This is a genomic window from Streptomyces sp. NPDC018019 (genome assembly GCF_044327805.1).
Lineage (GTDB): Bacteria > Actinomycetota > Actinomycetes > Streptomycetales > Streptomycetaceae > Streptomyces.
The window spans coordinates 55257-72597 of the sequence record NZ_JBIRGD010000005.1 but is presented as its reverse complement, the minus strand read 5'-3'; the positions used below and the strand labels follow the sequence as shown (position 1 = coordinate 72597).

13 protein-coding genes and 1 pseudogene are annotated in these 17341 nt (G+C 74.4%); 11 read left to right on the top strand and 3 right to left on the bottom strand.

Features of this window, described 5'->3' with window-relative positions; translation table 11 throughout:
* Positions 1-60 precede the first annotated feature (60 nt).
* A pseudogene (locus ACH4FX_RS10385) lies at positions 61-192 on the bottom strand (LysR family transcriptional regulator); the annotation flags it as partial.
* Between the two features lie 171 nt (positions 193-363).
* Between ACH4FX_RS10385 and ACH4FX_RS10380 the strand changes: the two are divergent.
* The 9 genes from ACH4FX_RS10380 (at position 364) to ACH4FX_RS10340 (ending at position 11831) form a co-directional block, all read left to right on the top strand.
* Positions 364-1287 carry an EamA family transporter gene (locus ACH4FX_RS10380; protein WP_398477696.1) on the top strand — a complete coding sequence of 308 codons (924 nt, stop codon included), beginning with the start codon at positions 364-366 and terminating at the stop codon, positions 1285-1287.
* Positions 1288-1443: 156 nt separating this feature from the next.
* Positions 1444-2241, top strand: a complete 798-nt coding sequence (locus tag ACH4FX_RS10375) for a TIGR03084 family metal-binding protein (protein ID WP_398477170.1) — start codon at positions 1444-1446, stop codon at positions 2239-2241.
* Positions 2238-3944 carry an acyclic terpene utilization AtuA family protein gene (locus ACH4FX_RS10370; RefSeq protein WP_398477168.1) on the top strand — a complete coding sequence of 569 codons (1707 nt, stop codon included), beginning with the start codon at positions 2238-2240 and terminating at the stop codon, positions 3942-3944. Before ACH4FX_RS10375 ends, ACH4FX_RS10370 begins: the two co-directional genes overlap by 4 nt.
* On the top strand, positions 3941-5539 hold the full coding sequence (locus ACH4FX_RS10365; protein ID WP_398477166.1) for an acyl-CoA carboxylase subunit beta: 1599 nt from the start codon (positions 3941-3943) through the stop codon (positions 5537-5539). The genes ACH4FX_RS10370 and ACH4FX_RS10365 overlap by 4 nt, the downstream gene beginning before the upstream one ends.
* 7 nt (positions 5540-5546) lie before the next feature.
* On the top strand, positions 5547-7445 hold the full coding sequence (locus ACH4FX_RS10360) for an acetyl/propionyl/methylcrotonyl-CoA carboxylase subunit alpha (RefSeq protein ID WP_398477164.1): 1899 nt from the start codon (positions 5547-5549) through the stop codon (positions 7443-7445).
* Positions 7446-7486: 41 nt separating this feature from the next.
* Positions 7487-8656: an acyl-CoA dehydrogenase family protein gene (locus ACH4FX_RS10355; protein ID WP_398477162.1), complete on the top strand. Its 1170-nt coding sequence runs from the start codon at positions 7487-7489 to the stop codon at positions 8654-8656.
* A 171-nt stretch (positions 8657-8827) separates the two neighbouring features.
* Positions 8828-10417: a 4-coumarate--CoA ligase family protein gene (locus ACH4FX_RS10350; RefSeq protein WP_398477160.1), complete on the top strand. Its 1590-nt coding sequence runs from the start codon at positions 8828-8830 to the stop codon at positions 10415-10417.
* Positions 10414-11214 (top strand): enoyl-CoA hydratase family protein, encoded by an 801-nt coding sequence (locus ACH4FX_RS10345; RefSeq protein ID WP_398477158.1) that lies wholly within the window; start codon positions 10414-10416, stop codon positions 11212-11214. Before ACH4FX_RS10350 ends, ACH4FX_RS10345 begins: the two co-directional genes overlap by 4 nt.
* Positions 11202-11831 (top strand): TetR/AcrR family transcriptional regulator, encoded by a 630-nt coding sequence (locus tag ACH4FX_RS10340; protein ID WP_398477156.1) that lies wholly within the window; start codon positions 11202-11204, stop codon positions 11829-11831. Before ACH4FX_RS10345 ends, ACH4FX_RS10340 begins: the two co-directional genes overlap by 13 nt.
* 73 nt (positions 11832-11904) lie before the next feature.
* Here ACH4FX_RS10340 and ACH4FX_RS10335 read toward each other — a convergent pair whose 3' ends face one another.
* Entirely contained in the window at positions 11905-13002 is a 1098-nt protein-coding gene (locus ACH4FX_RS10335; protein WP_398477154.1) for a citrate synthase 2, read from the bottom strand.
* Between the two features lie 528 nt (positions 13003-13530).
* Here ACH4FX_RS10335 and pdxH point away from each other — a divergent pair.
* Both pdxH and ACH4FX_RS10325 read left to right on the top strand, forming a co-directional pair.
* The gene (gene pdxH / locus ACH4FX_RS10330) at positions 13531-14232 is read left to right on the top strand and encodes a pyridoxamine 5'-phosphate oxidase (RefSeq protein WP_398477152.1); all 702 of its coding nucleotides are present in this window, start codon (positions 13531-13533) and stop codon (positions 14230-14232) included.
* Between the two features lie 560 nt (positions 14233-14792).
* Positions 14793-16214, top strand: coding sequence for a PAS domain-containing protein (locus ACH4FX_RS10325; protein WP_398477694.1), 1422 nt, complete (start codon positions 14793-14795; stop codon positions 16212-16214).
* Between the two features lie 56 nt (positions 16215-16270).
* Here ACH4FX_RS10325 and ACH4FX_RS10320 read toward each other — a convergent pair whose 3' ends face one another.
* Positions 16271-17029, bottom strand: coding sequence for an SIS domain-containing protein (locus ACH4FX_RS10320; protein ID WP_398477150.1), 759 nt, complete (start codon positions 17027-17029; stop codon positions 16271-16273).
* Positions 17030-17341: the final 312 nt, after the last annotated feature.

The following is a 17341-nucleotide window of genomic DNA, read 5'->3' as shown; positions in this document are numbered from 1 at the left end:
GTGGCCCTCCGGCGTCAGCTCCGGGTGGCGGGTGGACCGGTCGGCGAGCCGGGTACCGGTCTCCTGCTCCAGCTGCTGCGGGGCTCGGGAGACGGCGGGCCGGCTGGGGTGCGGCCGCTCGGCGGCCCGGGTGACGCTGAGCGTGTCGGCAATGGCCGGGAAACAGCGGAGATGCCGCAGCCCGATGCTCATGCGCGCGGAGCATGACAGCAGGGGAAAAGGCATTTCACGGCCCTGTGCGGCGGACCGTAGCGTGGGCGTGTGAACGAGTCGCGCCACGAGTCCAGCAGCCTGCAGTCCGGCACCCCGGCCGGAGATCCGTCCGGTGACCGGTCCGGTGCCCCGTCCGGCGGGGCCCCCGGCCTGCCGCCCGTACCCCCGGTCCCCGAGCCGGTCCCGGCCTCCCCGGAGGTCCGCGCCGCCGAGCGGGACGCGGCGGCGGGCGGGCGCCTGATATCCATCGCGCTGGTCATCGGCGGCATCATCTCGCTCCAGTTCGGCGCCTCGGTCGCGGTGCTGCTCTTCCCGCGGGCCGGTGCGCTCGGCGTGGTCACGCTCCGCCTGGTCGTCGCCGCGCTCGTCCTGCTGATCGCCTGCCGCCCCAGGGTGCGCGGCCACTCCCGGGGCGACTGGGCCACGGTCCTCGCCTTCGGTGTCGCCCTGTTCGGCATGAACTCCCTCTTCTACGAGGCCATCGACCGCATCCCGCTGGGCGCCGCCGTCACGCTGGAGTTCATGGGCCCGCTGATCCTCTCGGTGGTCACCTCGCGGCGGGCGCTGAGCCTGGTGTGGGCGGCGCTCGCGCTGGGCGGGGTGGCCCTGCTCGGCCGCGAGGGCTTCGACGGGCTGGACCCGCTCGGTGCCGGGCTCGCGCTGTCGGCGGGCGCGCTGTGGGCCGCGTACATCCTGCTCTCCTCCCGGACCGGGCAGCGCTTCCCGCAGGCGGACGGCCTGGCCCTGGCGATGTCGGTGGCGGCGCTGCTGAGCCTGCCGGCGGGCCTCCTCAGCGCGGGGACGGCCCTGCTGGACCCGGTCACGATCGGTCTGGGCGCCGCCGTCGCGCTGCTTTCCTCGGTCACGCCGTACACCCTCGAACTGCTCGCCCTGCGCAAGCTGCCGGCCTCCGGTTTCGCCGTGATGATGAGCCTGGAGCCGGCCGCCGGGGCGCTGGCCGGCTTCCTGGTCCTGCACCAGTCGCTCGGCTGGGCCGAGGTGGTGGCGATCGGACTGGTGGTGCTGGCCAGTGTGGGGGCGGTACGCAGTACGAGCGGCGGCAAGACCGGCTGACCCGCCGGGCGTGCGGGGCCTCCGCCGCACGCCTCCCGCAGAAAATCATGCAGGCGTGCTTGATTGTTTCTCCGCGCGCTGCCACGCTCGGTACCCGCACCGCATGAGTCAACGTGCCCTGCCCGCACGGCAGATGGCCGACGAGGGGAGTGCCGCGTGTCCGACGCCGAGGCCGTACTGGCGGACCTGAAGGACGAAGGGGACGCGCTCGACGCGCTGATGGGCGGGCTGGCACCGGCGCGGTGGGCGGAGCCGACACCGGCCGCGGGCTGGACGATCGCCCACCAGATCGGGCACCTGGTCTGGACCGACCGGCAGGCCCTGCGGTCCGCCACCGACCCCGCCGCCTTCGAGGCGGCGGTCCGGCGGGCCCTGGCCTCCCCCGCGACCTTTGTCGACGAGGGCGCGGCGGAGGAGGCCCGGACACCGCCCGATCAGCTGCTGGCGCGCTGGCGGGCGGGCCGGACCGCGCTGTACGAGGCCCTGGTCACCCGGACCGCCGGGGACAAACTGCCCTGGTTCGGCACGGAGATGAGCACCGCCTCGATGGCCACGGGGCGGCTGATGGAGACCTGGGCGCACGGCCAGGACATCGCCGACACGCTGGGCGTGCGGCGGGAGCCGACCGCCCGGCTGCGGCACGTGGCCCGCATCGGCGTGCGGGCGCGCGACTTCGCGTACGCGGCGCACGGACTGCCCGCACCGGAGGAGGAGTTCCGCGTCGAGCTGCGCGCCCCCGGCGGCGGCACCTGGACGTACGGTCCGCCGGACGCGGCCCAGCGGGTGACCGGCGACGCCCTCGGCTTCTGCCTGCTGGTCACCCAGCGGGCCCACCGCGACGACGTGGACGTACGGGCCGAAGGGGCGGACGCGGACCGCTGGCTGGGCATCGCCCAGGCGTTCGCCGGGCCACCCGGCACGGGCCGGGCACCCGGCGGGCGGCACGCCCGATGACCGGCGACGGCGGCGTGCTGCGCATCGGCAACGCCTCCGGCTTCTACGGCGACCGCTTCGACGCCGTGCGCGAGATGCTCACCGACGGCGCGCTCGACGTCCTCACCGGCGACTACCTCGCCGAACTGACCATGCTCATCCTGGGCCGCGACCGGCTCAAGGACCCCACGCGCGGCTATGCGAAGACGTTCCTGCGGCAGTTGGAGGAGAGCCTGGGGACGGCCGTCGAGCGTGGAGTCCGGCTCGTCACCAACGCGGGGGGCCTCAACCCCGCCGGGCTGGCCGACGCCGTACGGGAGCTGGCGGACCGGGTCGGCGTGCCCGTCCGGGTGGCGCACGTGGAGGGCGACGACCTCATGGCCCGGTACGGCGGGCGCGCGGGCGTGCTGACCGCCAACGCCTACCTGGGCGGCGGGGGCATCGCCGCGTGCCTGAAAGCCGGTGCCGAGGTGGTCGTGACCGGCCGGGTCACGGACGCCGCCCTGGTCAGCGGGGCGGCAGCGGCCCACTTCGGCTGGGCGCCGGCCGATCACGACCGGCTCGCGGGCGCGGTCGTCGCGGGCCATGTGCTGGAGTGCGGCACCCAGGCCACCGGCGGCAACTACGCCTTCTTCACCGCCCACGACGTGCGCCGCCCCGGCTTCCCGCTCGCCGAGATCGCCGCCGACGGCTCCTCGGTGATCACCAAGCACCCCGGCACCGGCGGCACGGTGACCGTCGGCACCGTCACCGCCCAGCTGCTCTACGAGACGGCCGGCGCACGCTACCCGGGCCCGGACGTCACCGCGCGGCTGGACACCGTACGGCTGGCCCAGGACGGTCCGGACCGGGTACGGGTGGACGGTGTACGCGGCGAGGCGCCGCCACCGGCGCTGAAGGTGGGCCTGACCCGCCTCGGCGGCTGGCGCAACGCGGTCACGTTCGTGCTGACCGGCCTCGACATCGAGGCCAAGGCCGCCCTCGTACGGGAGCAGATGGCGGCGGCCTTCGACGCGGCGAAGCGCCGCCCGGCGTCCGTGGAGTGGACGCTGGCCCGCACCGACCACGCCGACGCCGCCGTCCAGGAAGAGGCGAGCGCCCTGCTGCGGCTGGTGGTGCGGGACGCCGACCAGGAAGCGGTGGGGCGGGTGGTCAGCGGCGCGGCGGTCGAGCTGGCGCTCGGCAGCATCCCCGGTTTCCATGTGACGGCGCCGCCGGGCAAGGGCGAGCCGTACGGCGTCTTCGAGGCGGAGTACGTGGACGCGGCGGACGTACCGCACATCGCCGTACTCCCGGACGGCCGCCGCGTCGGGGTGCCGCCCCCGGCGGAGACCCGCGAGCCCGCGCCGCTCGCCGGGCCCCCGCTCCCCGAACCCCTGGCCCACGACGGCCGCCTCCGCCGCGCGCCGCTCGGCCTGGTGGCCGGGGCCCGCAGCGGCGACAAGGGCGGCTCGGCCAACGTCGGCGTATGGGCCCGTACGGACGACGCCTGGCGCTGGCTGGCCCACGAGCTGACCACCGACCGGCTGCGCGACCTGCTCCCCGAGGCCGCGGACCGGCCCGTCACCCGGCACGTCCTGCCCAACCTGCGCTCCCTCAACTTCGTGATCGACGGCCTGCTCGGCGCGGGCGTCGCCGCGCAGGCCCGCTTCGACCCGCAGGCCAAGGCCCTGGGGGAGTGGCTGCGCGCCCGCCACCTGGACATACCGGAGGTACTGCTGTGACCGTGCTCGGCAGCCGACTGGACCCGACCGGGCCCGAGTACGCGGCCCACCGCGAGGCGATGCTCGCCAAGCTGGCCGAGATCGAGGCCGAGCACGCCAAGGCCATCGGCGGGGGCGGCACGAAGTACGTCGAGCGGCACCGGGGGCGCGGCAAGCTGCTCGCCCGCGAGCGCATCGAACTGCTCCTCGACCCCGACACGCCGTTCCTCGAACTGTCGCCGCTGGCCGCCTGGGGCAGCGACTACCCGGTGGGCGCCTCGCTGGTCACCGGCATCGGCGTCATCGAGGGCGTGGAGTGCCTGGTCACCGCCAACGACCCGACCGTACGCGGCGGCGCCTCCAACCCATGGACGCTGAAGAAGGCCCTGCGCGCCAACGAGATCGCCTTCGCCAACCGGCTGCCCGTCGTCTCCCTGGTCGAATCAGGCGGTGCGGACCTGCCCAGCCAGAAGGAGATCTTCATCCCGGGCGGCGCGCTGTTCAAGGACATCACCCGGCTCTCCGCCGCCGGCATCCCCACCGTCGCCGTGGTCTTCGGCAACTCCACCGCCGGCGGCGCGTACATCCCCGGCATGTCCGACCACGTGATCATGGTCAGGGAGCGGGCGAAGGTCTTCCTCGGCGGGCCGCCGCTGGTTAAGATGGCCACCGGCGAGGAGAGCGACGACGAGTCGCTGGGCGGCGCCGAGATGCACGCCCGTACGTCCGGACTCGCCGACCACTTCGCGCTGGACGAGCCGGACGCGCTGCGCCGGGCCCGCCGCGTGGTCGCCCGCCTCAACTGGCGCAAGGCGCACGCCGCACCGGCACCCGCCGCGCCGCCCAAGTACGCCGAGGAGGAGCTGCTGGGCATCGTCCCCGGCGACCTCAAGGCCCCCTTCGACCCCCGCGAGGTCATCGCCCGGATCGTGGACGGCTCGGACTTCGACGAGTTCAAGCCGCTGTACGGGCCCTCGCTCACCACCGGGTGGGCCGCGCTGCACGGCTACCCGGTCGGCGTCCTCGCCAACGCGCAGGGCGTGCTGTTCAGCGCGGAGTCGCAGAAGGCCGCCCAGTTCATCCAGCTCGCCAACCAGCGCGACATCCCGCTGGTCTTCCTGCACAACACCACCGGCTACATGGTCGGCAAGGAGTACGAGCAGGGCGGCATCATCAAGCACGGCGCCATGATGATCAACGCGGTGTCCAACTCCCGCGTCCCGCACCTGTCCGTCCTGATGGGCGCCTCGTACGGCGCCGGGCACTACGGCATGTGCGGGCGCGCCTACGACCCGCGCTTCCTGTTCGCCTGGCCCAGCGCCAAGTCCGCCGTGATGGGACCGCAGCAGCTCGCCGGGGTGCTGTCGATCGTGGCGCGCGCCTCCGCCGCCGCCAAGGGGCAGCCGTACGACGACGAGGCCGACGCCGGGCTGCGCGCCATGGTCGAGCAGCAGATCGAGTCCGAGTCGCTGCCGATGTTCCTGTCCGGGCGGCTGTACGACGACGGCGTCATCGACCCGCGCGACACCCGGACCGTCCTCGGCCTGTGCCTGTCCGCCGTCCACACCGCCCCCGTCGAGGGCGCGCGGGGCGGCTTCGGCGTCTTCCGGATGTGAGGAACCCGTGATCTCTTCCCTGCTCGTCGCCAACCGCGGCGAGATCGCCCGCCGCATCTTCCGCACCTGCCGGGACCTGGGCATCGCCACGGTGGCCGTGTACTCCGACGCGGACGCCGACGCCCCGCACGCCCGCGAGGCCGACGCCGCCGTACGCCTGCCGGGCAGCGCCCCCGCCGACACCTACCTGCGCGGCGACCTGATCGTGCAGGCCGCGCAGGCCGCGGGCGCCGACGCCGTCCACCCCGGCTACGGCTTCCTGTCGGAAAACGCCGGATTCGCCGCGGCCGTCGCCGGCGCGGGCCTGACCTGGGTCGGGCCGCCGCCCGCCGCCATCGAGGCGATGGCCTCCAAGACGCGTGCCAAGGAACTGATGGCGGCGGCCGGGGTACCGCTGCTCGCCCCCGTCGACCCGGACCGGGCCACCGCCGCCGACCTGCCGCTGCTGGTGAAGGCGGCGGCCGGGGGCGGCGGGCGCGGCATGCGCGTCGTACGGGAACTGGCCGACCTGCCGGGCGAGCTGGCCGCGGCACGGGCGGAAGCCACCGCGGCCTTCGGGGACGGCGAGGTCTTCGCCGAGCCGTACGTCGTCGGCGGCCGGCACGTCGAGGTCCAGGTCCTCGCCGACGCGCACGGCACGGTCTGGACGCTCGGCACCCGCGACTGCTCCCTCCAGCGCCGCCACCAGAAGGTCATCGAGGAGGCCCCCGCGCCCGGCCTCTCCGACGCGCTGCGCGACACCCTGCACACGGCCGCGGCCGACGCCGCCCGCACCATCGGCTACCGCGGCGCGGGCACCGTCGAATTCCTGGTCTCCGCCGCCGGACACGCCCACTTCCTGGAGATGAACACCCGCCTCCAGGTCGAACACCCGGTCACCGAGGCGGTGTACGGCGTCGATCTCGTCGCCCTCCAGCTGCGGGTGGCGGAGGGCGAGGCGCTGCCCGGCGAGCCGCCCGCACCGCACGGACACGCCGTCGAGGCCCGGCTGTACGCGGAGGACCCGGCGGCGGACTGGCAGCCGCAGACCGGCACGCTGCATCACCTGTCCGTGCCCGACGGGGTCCGCCTCGACTCCGGCGTGGCGGACGGCACCGTGATCGGCGTCCACTACGACCCGATGCTCGCCAAGGTCATCGCCTGGGCACCGAGCCGCGCCGAGGCCGTACGGAAGCTGGCGGGCGCGCTGGAACGGGCCCGCGTGCACGGCCCGGTCACCAACCGCGACCTGCTCGTACGGTCCCTGCGCCACCCCGGGTTCGCCGCCGCCACCGGCCTGGACACCGGCTTCTACGACCGCGACCCGGACGTTCTGTCAGCGGCCCCGGACGCCACGGTCACCGGCCTGTGCGCGCTGGCCGCCGCCCTCGCCGACGCACACGGCCGGTCCCGCTTCGGCGGCTTCCGCAACGTACCGTCGCAGCCGCAGACCAAGACCTACGCCTGCGGCGGCACCGAGCACGAGATCCGTTACCGGCTGGGCCGGGACGGGCTGCACGCCGAGGACTTCCCCGGCGTACGGCGCGTCCGGTCCGCCCCGGGCCGAGTCGTCCTCGAAGCGGACGGCGTCCGGCGCGAGTTCGCCGTCACCCGCTACGGCGACCAGGTCTTCGTCGACTCCACCGCCGGATCCCGCACCCTCACCGCCCTGCCCCGCTTCCCCGACCCCGACGCCCGCACCGAACCCGGCTCGCTGCTCGCCCCCATGCCCGGCACCGTCGTCCGCGTGGCGGACGGCCTGGCCGAGGGCGACCGGGTGGAGGCCGGCGCCCCGCTGCTCTGGCTGGAAGCCATGAAGATGGAACACAAGATCACCGCCCCCGCCTCCGGCACGCTGACCGCCCTGCACGTCAAGGCCGGACAGCAGGTCGAGGTCGGCACGCCGCTGGCCGTCGTCACCGAGTGAGACACCGGTTCCGGCGTCCGCTCCCCTCCGAAGGAGTCCCCGTGAGCACCCCCGTGATCGAAACCGAGGAACACCGCGCCCTCCGCGCGTCCGTCGCCGCGCTCGGCAAGCGCTACGGCCGCGAGTACTTCGCCCGCGTCGTCGCCGAGGGCAAGCACACCGACGAGCTGTGGGCGGAGGCCGCAAAGCTGGGCTACCTGGGTGTCAACCTGCCCGAGGAGTACGGCGGCGGAGGCGGCGGCATCGCCGAACTCTCCATCGTGCTGGAGGAACTGGGCGCGGCCGGCTGCCCCCTGCTCATGCTCGTCGTCTCGCCCGCCATCTGCGGCACGGTCATCGCCCGCTTCGGTACGGAGGAACAGAAGCGGACCTGGCTGCCCGGCCTCGCCGACGGCTCCCGCAAGATGGCCTTCGGCATCACCGAACCGGACGCCGGCTCCAACTCGCACCGCATCACCACCACCGCCCGCCGCGACCCGGCCACCGGCGAGTGGGTCCTGAACGGGCGCAAGGTCTTCATATCGGGGGTGGACATCGCCGAGGCCACGCTGATCGTCGGCCGCACCGAGGACGCCCGCACCGGCAAGCTCAAGCCCTGCCTGTTCATCGTCCCGCGCGACGCCGCCGGGTTCGGGCGCAGCCGGATCTCCATGGAACTGGGCGCGCCGGAGAAGCAGTTCGAGCTGACGCTGGACGATGTACGGCTGCCTCCCGACGCGCTGGTGGGAGAGGAGGACGCGGGCCTGCTCCAGCTCTTCGCCGGGCTCAACCCGGAGCGCGTCATGACCGCCGCGTTCGCCCTCGGCATGGGCCGCTACGCGGTCGGCCGGGCCGTCGACTACGCCCGCACCCGCCAGGTCTGGAAGGCGCCCATCGGCGCCCACCAGGCCATCGCCCACCCCCTCGCCCAGGTCCACATCGAGCTGGAACTCGCCCGGCTGATGATGCAGAAGGCCGCCCACCTCTACGACGCGGGCGACGACGCGGGCGCGGGCGAGGCCGCCAACATGGCCAAGTACGCGGCGGCCGAAGCGGCCGTGCGGGCCGTGGACCAGGCGGTGCACACCCTCGGCGGCAACGGCCTGACCCGCGAGTACGGCCTGGCCTCCCTGATCACCGCGGCCCGGGTGGCGCGGATCGCCCCGGTCAGCCGGGAGATGATCCTCAACTACGTCTCCCACCAGAGCCTCGGGCTGCCGAAGTCGTACTGAGGGCCCGGTACGGCCTCGTGGACCGGCCGGCCGCGCGCGGCACCGCGGTCGCCGTACCGGCAGTCGCCGTACTGACAACCGCACCGGCAACCGCGATGCTGCACGCACACGGACAGGCGCCCGCCCGCACCGCCCCGGCACCGGGCGCGCGCCGCTGCTGAGGGGATGGCCATGGTCTTTCACAGTCAGTACGCCGATGTCGCGCCCGTGGACCTGCCGATCCACGAGGCCGTACTGGGCCGGTCGGCCATCGCGCACGCCGCCCTGCCCGCGCTGATCGACGGCCAGGACGGCACCACGGTCGGCTACGCCGAACTCGACGGCGCCACCCGCCGGATCGCCGCCGCGCTGGCCGACGCGGGCGTACGGCCGGGCGACGTGCTCGCGCTGCACAGCCCCAACACCCTCGCCTACCCGGCCGTCTGCTACGCCGCCTCCCGCTGCGGGGCGGCCATCACCACCGTCCACCCGCTGTCCACCTCCGGCGAGTTCGCCCGGCAGCTGCGCGACTCCGGCGCCAACTGGATCGTCACCGTCTCCCCGCTGCTGGAGACCGCACGCAGCGCCGCCGAACAGGCCGGCGGCATCACCGAGGTGTTCATCTGCGACGGCGCCGTCGGCCACCGCTCGGTACGCGACATGATCGCCTCCACCGCGCCCGAGCCGGCCGTCCGCATCGACCCCGCCCGCGACCTGGCCGTGCTGCCGTACTCCTCCGGCACCACCGGCGCCCCGAAGGGCGTGATGCTCACCCACCGCAACATCGCCACCAACCTCGCCCAGCTGAACGAGCTGATCAGCAGCGGGCCCGGCGACCGCGTCCTGGCCGTACTGCCCTTCTTCCACATCTACGGCCTCACCGCCCTGATGAACGCCCCGCTGCGCAACGGCTCCACCGTCGTCGTACTGCCCCGCTTCGACCTCGAGAACTTCCTGCGCACCATCGAGAAGTACCGGGTCAACGCGGTCTACGTGGCTCCGCCCATCGTGCTGGCCCTCGCCAAGCACCCGGCCGTCGTCCAGTACGACCTGTCCTCGCTCGACTACCTCGTCAGCGCCGCCGCCCCGCTGGACGCCAGGCTCGCCGAGGCCTGCTCCCGGCGCCTGGGCATCCGGCCCGTCATGCAGGCGTACGGCATGACCGAACTCTCGCCCGGCACCCACGCCGTACCGCTGGGCGCCACCGCGCCGCCCGGCACGGTCGGCAAGCTGCTGCCCGGCACCGAGATGCGCATCCGCTGCACGGACACCGGCAAGGACCTCGGCACCGGCGAGAGCGGCGAGATCCTCATCCGCGGCCCCCAGGTCATGCGCGGCTACCTCGGCCGGCCCGCCGAGACCGACGCGGTGCTCGACCCGGACGGCTGGCTGCACACCGGCGACATCGGACGGGTGGACGCGGACGGCTGGCTGTACGTCGTGGACCGCGTCAAAGAGCTGATCAAATACAAGGGTTACCAGGTCGCGCCGGCCGACCTCGAAGCGGTGCTGCTCGCCCACGAGGGCATCGCGGACGCCGCCGTGATCGGCGTGCCGGACGCGGACGGCAACGAGATCCCCAAGGCGTACGTCGTGCGGCAGCGCGGCGCCGCGGGGGCCCGGCTCACCGAGGACGAGGTCATCGCGTACGTTGCCGGGCAGGTCGCCCCGTACAAGAAAGTACGGCGGGTGGAGTTCACGGACACCGTGCCACGCGCCGCCACCGGCAAGATCCTGCGGCGCGAACTGCGCGCCAGGGAAAGGAGTTCCACGGCCTCATGAGCGACGCCACACCGGACGCCACTCCGGACGGACCGCTGGTACGGCACGCCCACGACCGGGGCGTCACCGTCCTCACCCTCGACTCCCCGCACAACCGCAACGCGCTCTCCCGGCGCCTGGTCGGCGAACTCCACGCGGCGCTGGCGGCGGCCGCCGCGTCCGACGGGACCCGGGCCGTCCTGCTCACCCACACCGGGACGACGTTCTGCGCGGGGGCCGACCTCACGGAGGCGACCGGCGGCGCGGACGGGGACGGGGCGGCCGTCTCCGGCCCCCTCGGCCTCGCCCGCCTGCTGCGCACGGTCATCGAACTCCCCAAGCCGGTCGTCGCCAGGGTCACCGGCCACGTACGCGCCGGCGGCCTCGGCCTGCTCGGCGCCTGCGACGTGTCCGTGGCGGGCCCCGGGGCCACCTTCGCCTTCACCGAGGCCCGCCTCGGCCTGGCCCCCGCCGTCATCTCGATGCCGCTGCTGCCCCGTATGGACCCGCGGGCCGCCGCCCGCTACTACCTCACCGGCGAACGCTTCGACGCCGCCGAAGCGGCCCGCACCGGACTGGTGACCCTGGCCGCCGACGACCCCGACACCGCCCTCGAACCGGTCCTGGCCGGCCTCCGCAAGGGCTCCCCCCAGGGCCTGGCCGCCTCGAAGGCCCTGGTCACCGCGGACGTCCTGCGCGTCTTCGACCGCGACACGGCGGCCCTCGCCGACACCTCGGCCCGCCTCTTCGCCTCCGAGGAGGCCCGTGAGGGCATGACCGCCTTCCTCCAGCGCCGGGAACCGTCATGGGTACGGTGACGTCCGCCCGCGCCCCCAAGGAGCCCCAGCAGGAACGCAGCCGCGCCACCCGCCGCGCCCTCCTGGAAGCGGCCGTCTCCTGCCTCGCCGAACGCGGCTGGAGCGGCAGCACCGTCGCCGTCGTCGCGGAACGCGCGGGCGTCTCGCGGGGGGCCGCCCAGCACCACTTCCGCACCCGCGAGGACCTGTTCACGGCGGCCGTCGAGCATGTCGCGGAACGGCGCCAGAGCGCCCTGCAGGCCCTCGCGGCGGAGCTGCCGCCCACCGGTTCCGCGGCCCGCACCCGCATCGTCGTCGAGGAGATCGTCGGCCTGTACACCGGCCCCCTCTTCCGGGCCGCGCTCCACCTGTGGGTGGCCGCCTCCGACGAGGAACCGCTCCGCGACCGCGTCACCGCCCTGGAGGCCCGCGTCGGCCGCGAGGCCCACCGCACGGCCGTCACGCTCCTGGGCGCCGACGAGTCGGTGCCCGGCGTGCGCGAGACCGTCCAGGGCCTCCTGGACATGGCCCGCGGCCTCGGCCTGGCCACCCTCCTGACCGACGACACGGCCCGCCGGGAACGGGTGGTGACACAGTGGGCGCGGATCTTGGACGGAGCGCTGAACGGCACTTCCTGAACCGGGCGTCGGCCACACGACGAGGGGGCGCGCCACCGGCCCGTACCGGTGGCGCGCCCCCACACGACTCCCGCTAGGCGGGCAGCGTGTAGCCGTCCACCGACTCCGGGCCGCGCGGGCCCGGGCCCACGTATGTGGCCGACGGCCGGACCAGCCGGCCGGTCCGCTTCTGCTCCAGGATGTGCGCGCTCCAGCCCGCCGTGCGGGCACACGTGAACATCGACGTGAACATGTGCGCCGGAACCTCCGCGAAGTCCAGCACGATCGCCGCCCAGAACTCCACGTTCGTCGCCAGGACGCGGTCCGGGCGCCGGTTGTGCAGCTCCTCCAGGGCGGCCTTCTCCAGCGCCTCGGCGACCTCGAAGCGCGGCGCGCCCAGCTCGCGCGCCGTGCGCCGCAGGACGCGCGCCCGCGGGTCCTCGGCCCGGTAGACCCGGTGGCCGAAGCCCATCAGCCGCTCGCCGCGGTCCAGCGCCCGCTTCACGTACGCCGTGGCGTCACCCGTCCGCTCGATCTCCTCGATCATGCCGAGGACCCGCGACGGCGCCCCGCCGTGCAGCGGCCCGGACATCGCGCCGACCGCGCCGGACAGCGCCGCCGCCACATCGGCCCCGGTCGAGGCGATGACCCGCGCCGTGAACGTGGACGCGTTCATGCCGTGCTCGGCCGCCGAGGTCCAGTACGCGTCCACGGCCGCGACGTGCTTCGGGTCCGGCTCGCCCCGCCAGCGCTTCATGAAGCGCTCGACGATCGTGCCGGCCTTGTCGATCTCCTTCTGCGGCACCATCGGCAGACCCTGCCCGCGCGCCGACTGCGCGACGTACGACAGCGCCATGACCGCGGCCCGCGCCAGCTCGTCCCGGGCGGTCTGCTCGTCGGTGTCCAGCAGCGGCTTCAGGCCCCACACCGGCGCCAGCATGGCCAGCGCGGACTGCACGTCGACCCGGATGTCACCCGAGTGGACGGGGATGGGAAACGGTTCGGCAGGCGGCAGCCCGGGGTTGAACGACCCGTCGACCAGCAGCCCCCACACGTTCCCGAAGGAGACCTTGCCGACCAGGTCCTCGATGTCGACACCGCGGTACCGGAGCGCGCCGCCCTCCTTGTCCGGTTCGGCGATCTCCGTTTCGAACGCGACGACTCCTTCGAGTCCGGGGACGAAGTCGGACATCAGGCGGCTCCTCAAGATGTGGACGACATGCGGCTCATGACCAAGATGCCGTGCGTTCGAGATCTGTCAGGTCAGGCTGGTCGGGTCGGCGGTTCGGCTGCCGCCGTGCGGTGTCCGGTGCGGCGGCCGGGGCGGCACGCGGCTCCGGCGGACCGCCGGGTCCGCCGGCCGCGACCCGCGCTGCCGGGCCGGTTCCGTACGGCTGGTCCGGGCGCCGGCCCGGTTACGCGGCCGCCTGCGCGGCTCGCGGTCCGTACCGGTCACTCCCGTCATGCCCCGCGCGGGCGTTGGTCACCCGACCGGCACCCGCGGCCGCCCGCCCGGAACACGTCACTTCGATCACTTCAGGGCGGACACGATATCCCGCGCCGTTCCCGCGCCACAGTGGTCCGCGGCACGATTGTGGCCGGTCCGGCACCCGCCGGGAAGCGTGAGATCCGGCACACCGGATGTTTCGCTTACGGGAGGGTTACGCCCGGCCGTCCAAGGGCAGACTTCCTTGCCACCCGGCTGCCCCAACAGGCCCGCATGCTGCAAGATGTGGCCGTGCACTCCGCCGACACGCCCCTCCCCGACCCGCTCGATCCTTCCGCCATGCGGGCGCAGTACCGCGCCGAGGGACTCGACGAGGCAGACCTCGCCCCCAGCCCGTACGACCAGTTCGCGCGCTGGTTCAAGGAAGCGGCCGCGAGCGGACTGCACGAGCCGAACGCGATGGTCGTCTCGACCGCCGACGCCGCCGGCCGTCCCAGCTCAAGGACCGTGCTGCTCAAGCGTTTCGACGAGCACGGCTTCGTGTTCTTCACCAACTACACCAGCCGCAAGGGCCGTGACCTGGCGGAGAACCCGTACGTCTCGCTGCTCTTCCCGTGGCACCCGCTCGCCCGCCAGGTGATCGTGTCCGGCCCGGCCGCCCGCATCGGGCGCGACGAGACCGCCGCGTACTTCCGCACCCGCCCGCACGGTTCGCAGCTGGGTGCCTGGGCCAGCGACCAGTCCGCGCCGGTCGCCTCCCGCGCCGAACTGGAGCGCGCCTGGGCCGAGCTGGCGGCCCGCTACCCCGAGGGCGAGCAGGTGCCGGCGCCGCCGCACTGGGGCGGCATCCGGGTCGTCGCGGAATCCGTCGAGTTCTGGCAGGGCCGGGAGAACCGCCTGCACGACCGGCTGCGCTACGAACGGGCAGCGGACGGGGGCCGCGACGGCTGGTCCGTCGTACGGCTCGCGCCCTGAGGGCCCGCGCCCGGTACACGACCCGGGGCCCGGCGGCGCGGCCGGGCCCGTACACGCAGACGACCCGCGGGCTTCCCCCGCGCCGGTGGCACGGAGGGACCGGTCGGACGAACCGGCGGCCCGCGGGTCGGGTGACTGCTTGGGATTGGGCCGGCTGCGCAGTCGTCTCCTGCGCTGGTCCGGCGCTGCACACAGAGTGCGACGGCGGGCCGCTAGCCCGCAGCCACCTCACGCGTCCGGTACGAAATCATCTGCCGAACCACCTCCCTTCTCGTGTCCTCACACCCTAGGAACCGGCCCGCCGGCCGCACAAGCGAATTTCCCGCGGGCAGGTTTCCGGGGATTTCCGCGAAAGGGGTGTGGCCCGCGTCACGTTCCAGTTGAATGATCCGACGTGCAGCACATGCGGACCGCGTTCGTAGGGGGTGCCAGTGGCTGCTTCGTCTTCGTCGTCCTCTTCGTCGTCCTCGTCGCACCGCTTCGAGCCCGTTCCGCCCGGAGGGCCGGGCCGGGCCGCGGAACGGGGCGACCCGCCCCCGGGGGGCCCGTGCGCCGCCGGCCTGCCCGGCGCCGATCCGGACCCGCAGCCGGACAGTGAGGACTCCGGCCTGCTCGCGGCGCTGCTGGACGGGATGGACGCCGCGCTGTGCGCCTTCGGCGCGGACGGCACCGTCACCCACTGGAACCGGGAGGCCGAACGGCTCCTCGGCTGGTCGGCGGCCGAGGCGGTCGGCAGGCCGGGGCTGGCCGGCTGGGCGGTCCGCAAGGAGGACGCCGACGAGGTCGAGGCCCGGCTGCTGGCGGCGACGCGGTCGCCGGGGCGCCAGGTCCACGAGTTCGCGCTGCTGACCAAGGACGGGCGCCGCGTCCTGGTGCGTACCCAGTCCTCCGCGGTGCTCGGGCCCGACGGCCGGCCGTCGGGCGTGTACTGCGCGTTCAGCGAGGTGCACGCCCAGATCGACCTGGAGCGCTCCATCGCGCTGAGCGAGGCGCTCTTCGTGGACGCCTCCTGGGGCGTGGTCCTGGTCGACGCCGACCTGCGGCCCGCCGTCGTCAACGCGCACGCCGCACGCGCCCTGGGAATGGGCCGTACGGCCGTGCTGGGGCGCCCGCTGGGCGATCTGCTGTCCCAGGGCGTGGAGGAGCTGGAGAGCGCCCTGACGCACGTCCTGGCGGAGGGCACGCCGCCGGCCGCCGCCGAGCTGTGGGTGACGCTCCGGTCCGACGAGGCCGAGCAGACCCGCCGGTGCTGGCGCAGCGGCTTCCTGCGACTGGCCTCGCCGCTGGCGGAGGAGCCCGTACCGCTCGGGGTGGGCTGGCTCTTCCAGGACGTCACGGAGGCCAAGCGCGCCGAACAGGAAGCCTCGCTGCTGCGCTTCCGGGCCCAGCAGCTGTACCGCGCCGGCCGTGCGGCGGGGGAGTGCGAGGACCCGATGGAGGCGGCGGCGGTCCACCTCGACTTCGCCCTGGCGGGGTTCGCCGATCACGGGCTGATCGATGTCGTGGGAGGCGGGGGCGACCGCGGGGGCGAGCGGGAAGCGGGGGGCGAGGCGGACTGCGGGGCCGGTGGCGCCGCCGGCGAGGACGGCCGGCCCGTCCTCGTACGGGCCATCGCCTCGCCCGCCGGGGCGCCCGGCCCGTCCGAAGCCGTACCGCCCACCGGCATCCCGGTCGCCTACGGGCCGGGCCACCCGGCCGCCCAGGCGCTGGAACGATGCGGCTCGGTCCGGGCCGGGGCGGGCCCGGCCGTCGCGGAGGGCTGGGCCGCTGCCCGCAAGTGGCCGGACGGCACGGTGCACGGCCTGTGCGTGGTGCTGCGCAGCCGGGGGCGGACGCTGGGCGTGGCGACGTTCCTGCGCGGAGCCTCGCGGCGCCCGTTCGACCGGGCGGACGCGGCGTACGCGGAGGACGTCGCGTCCCGGATCGCCGCGGCCCTGGACCTGGCGGGAACAGGGGGAGTGGCGGGACCGGCGCCGGGGTGACGCGCGGCGGCCGTCGGGCCCGGCGCGCACCGCCTACTGCCGGTAGTAGATCCGGTCTACTGCCGGTAGTAGATCCGGTCCGCGTACTCCCGCATCACCCGGCCGTTCCAGTCGTGCCCGCCGTCCACGTTCCCGGAGCGCAGCAGCGGCGGGTCGATGCCCCGGTCGGCCAGCACGCCCGCGGCCGTCGCGACGACCGCCTGCATGATCGCGCTGGTGACGACCGTCGAGGCGGGGGCGAACGGCGCCGCGATGCCCGGCACCGTCAACTCCGCGTCACCCACCGCGATCTTGCTGTCCAGGACGATGTCGCAGTGGTCCCGCAAATGCGTCCCGGACACATGCCGCGACCTGGTCTCGTCCGCGTACGCCACCGAGGTCAGCCCGACGACCTTCAGGCCGAGCGCCCGCGCGTTCATCGCCATCTCGACGGGCAGCGAGTTGCGCCCGGAGAGCGAGATGATGATCAGCACGTCACCGGCCTCCAGGGGGCTGGTGTCCAGGACCGCCCCGGCCAGCCCGTCCACCCGCTCCAGCGCGCTGCCGAGCGTCGCGGGCCGTACGTCGACGCCGACGACGCCCGGGACGGTCAGCAGGTTCACCACGGCGAGTCCGCCGGCCCGGTAGACGGTGTCCTGGGCGGGGAGCGAGGAGTGCCCGGCGCCGAAGGCGAAGACCCGGCCGCCCGCCTCGACGGTGTCGGCGATCAGCGTGCCGGCCGCGCCGATCCGCTCGTCCTCCTCGTCGCGCACCCGGCGCAGCAGGCCGATCGCGGCGTCGAAGTACTGCCCGGCCAACCGGTTGCTCTCGCCCATCGCCGCGGGGCCCCTCTCGTCCGTGACTCGTCGGTGTCTCGTCGGTGTGTCGTCGGTGTTCATCGGTCTTGTACGTTGGTCCTCGTACGTTTGCGTACGTTCTGACGTGTTCCGGCACGTTCCGGCGTCCGGCGGGTGCCGGCGCCCTCCGTTACGCGCCGTTCCCCACCGGTCCCCAGCCGTCCGCACCGGTCCTCGCCGTGGCGCGGATCACGTTGCGGTCTGGACCAGCGCCCTGTCAATACGGTGTCCGCCGCCACTCGCGGCCGGGTGGACGCCTTCCGGCCGTCCGGGCGTCGCCCGGTCGCCGTC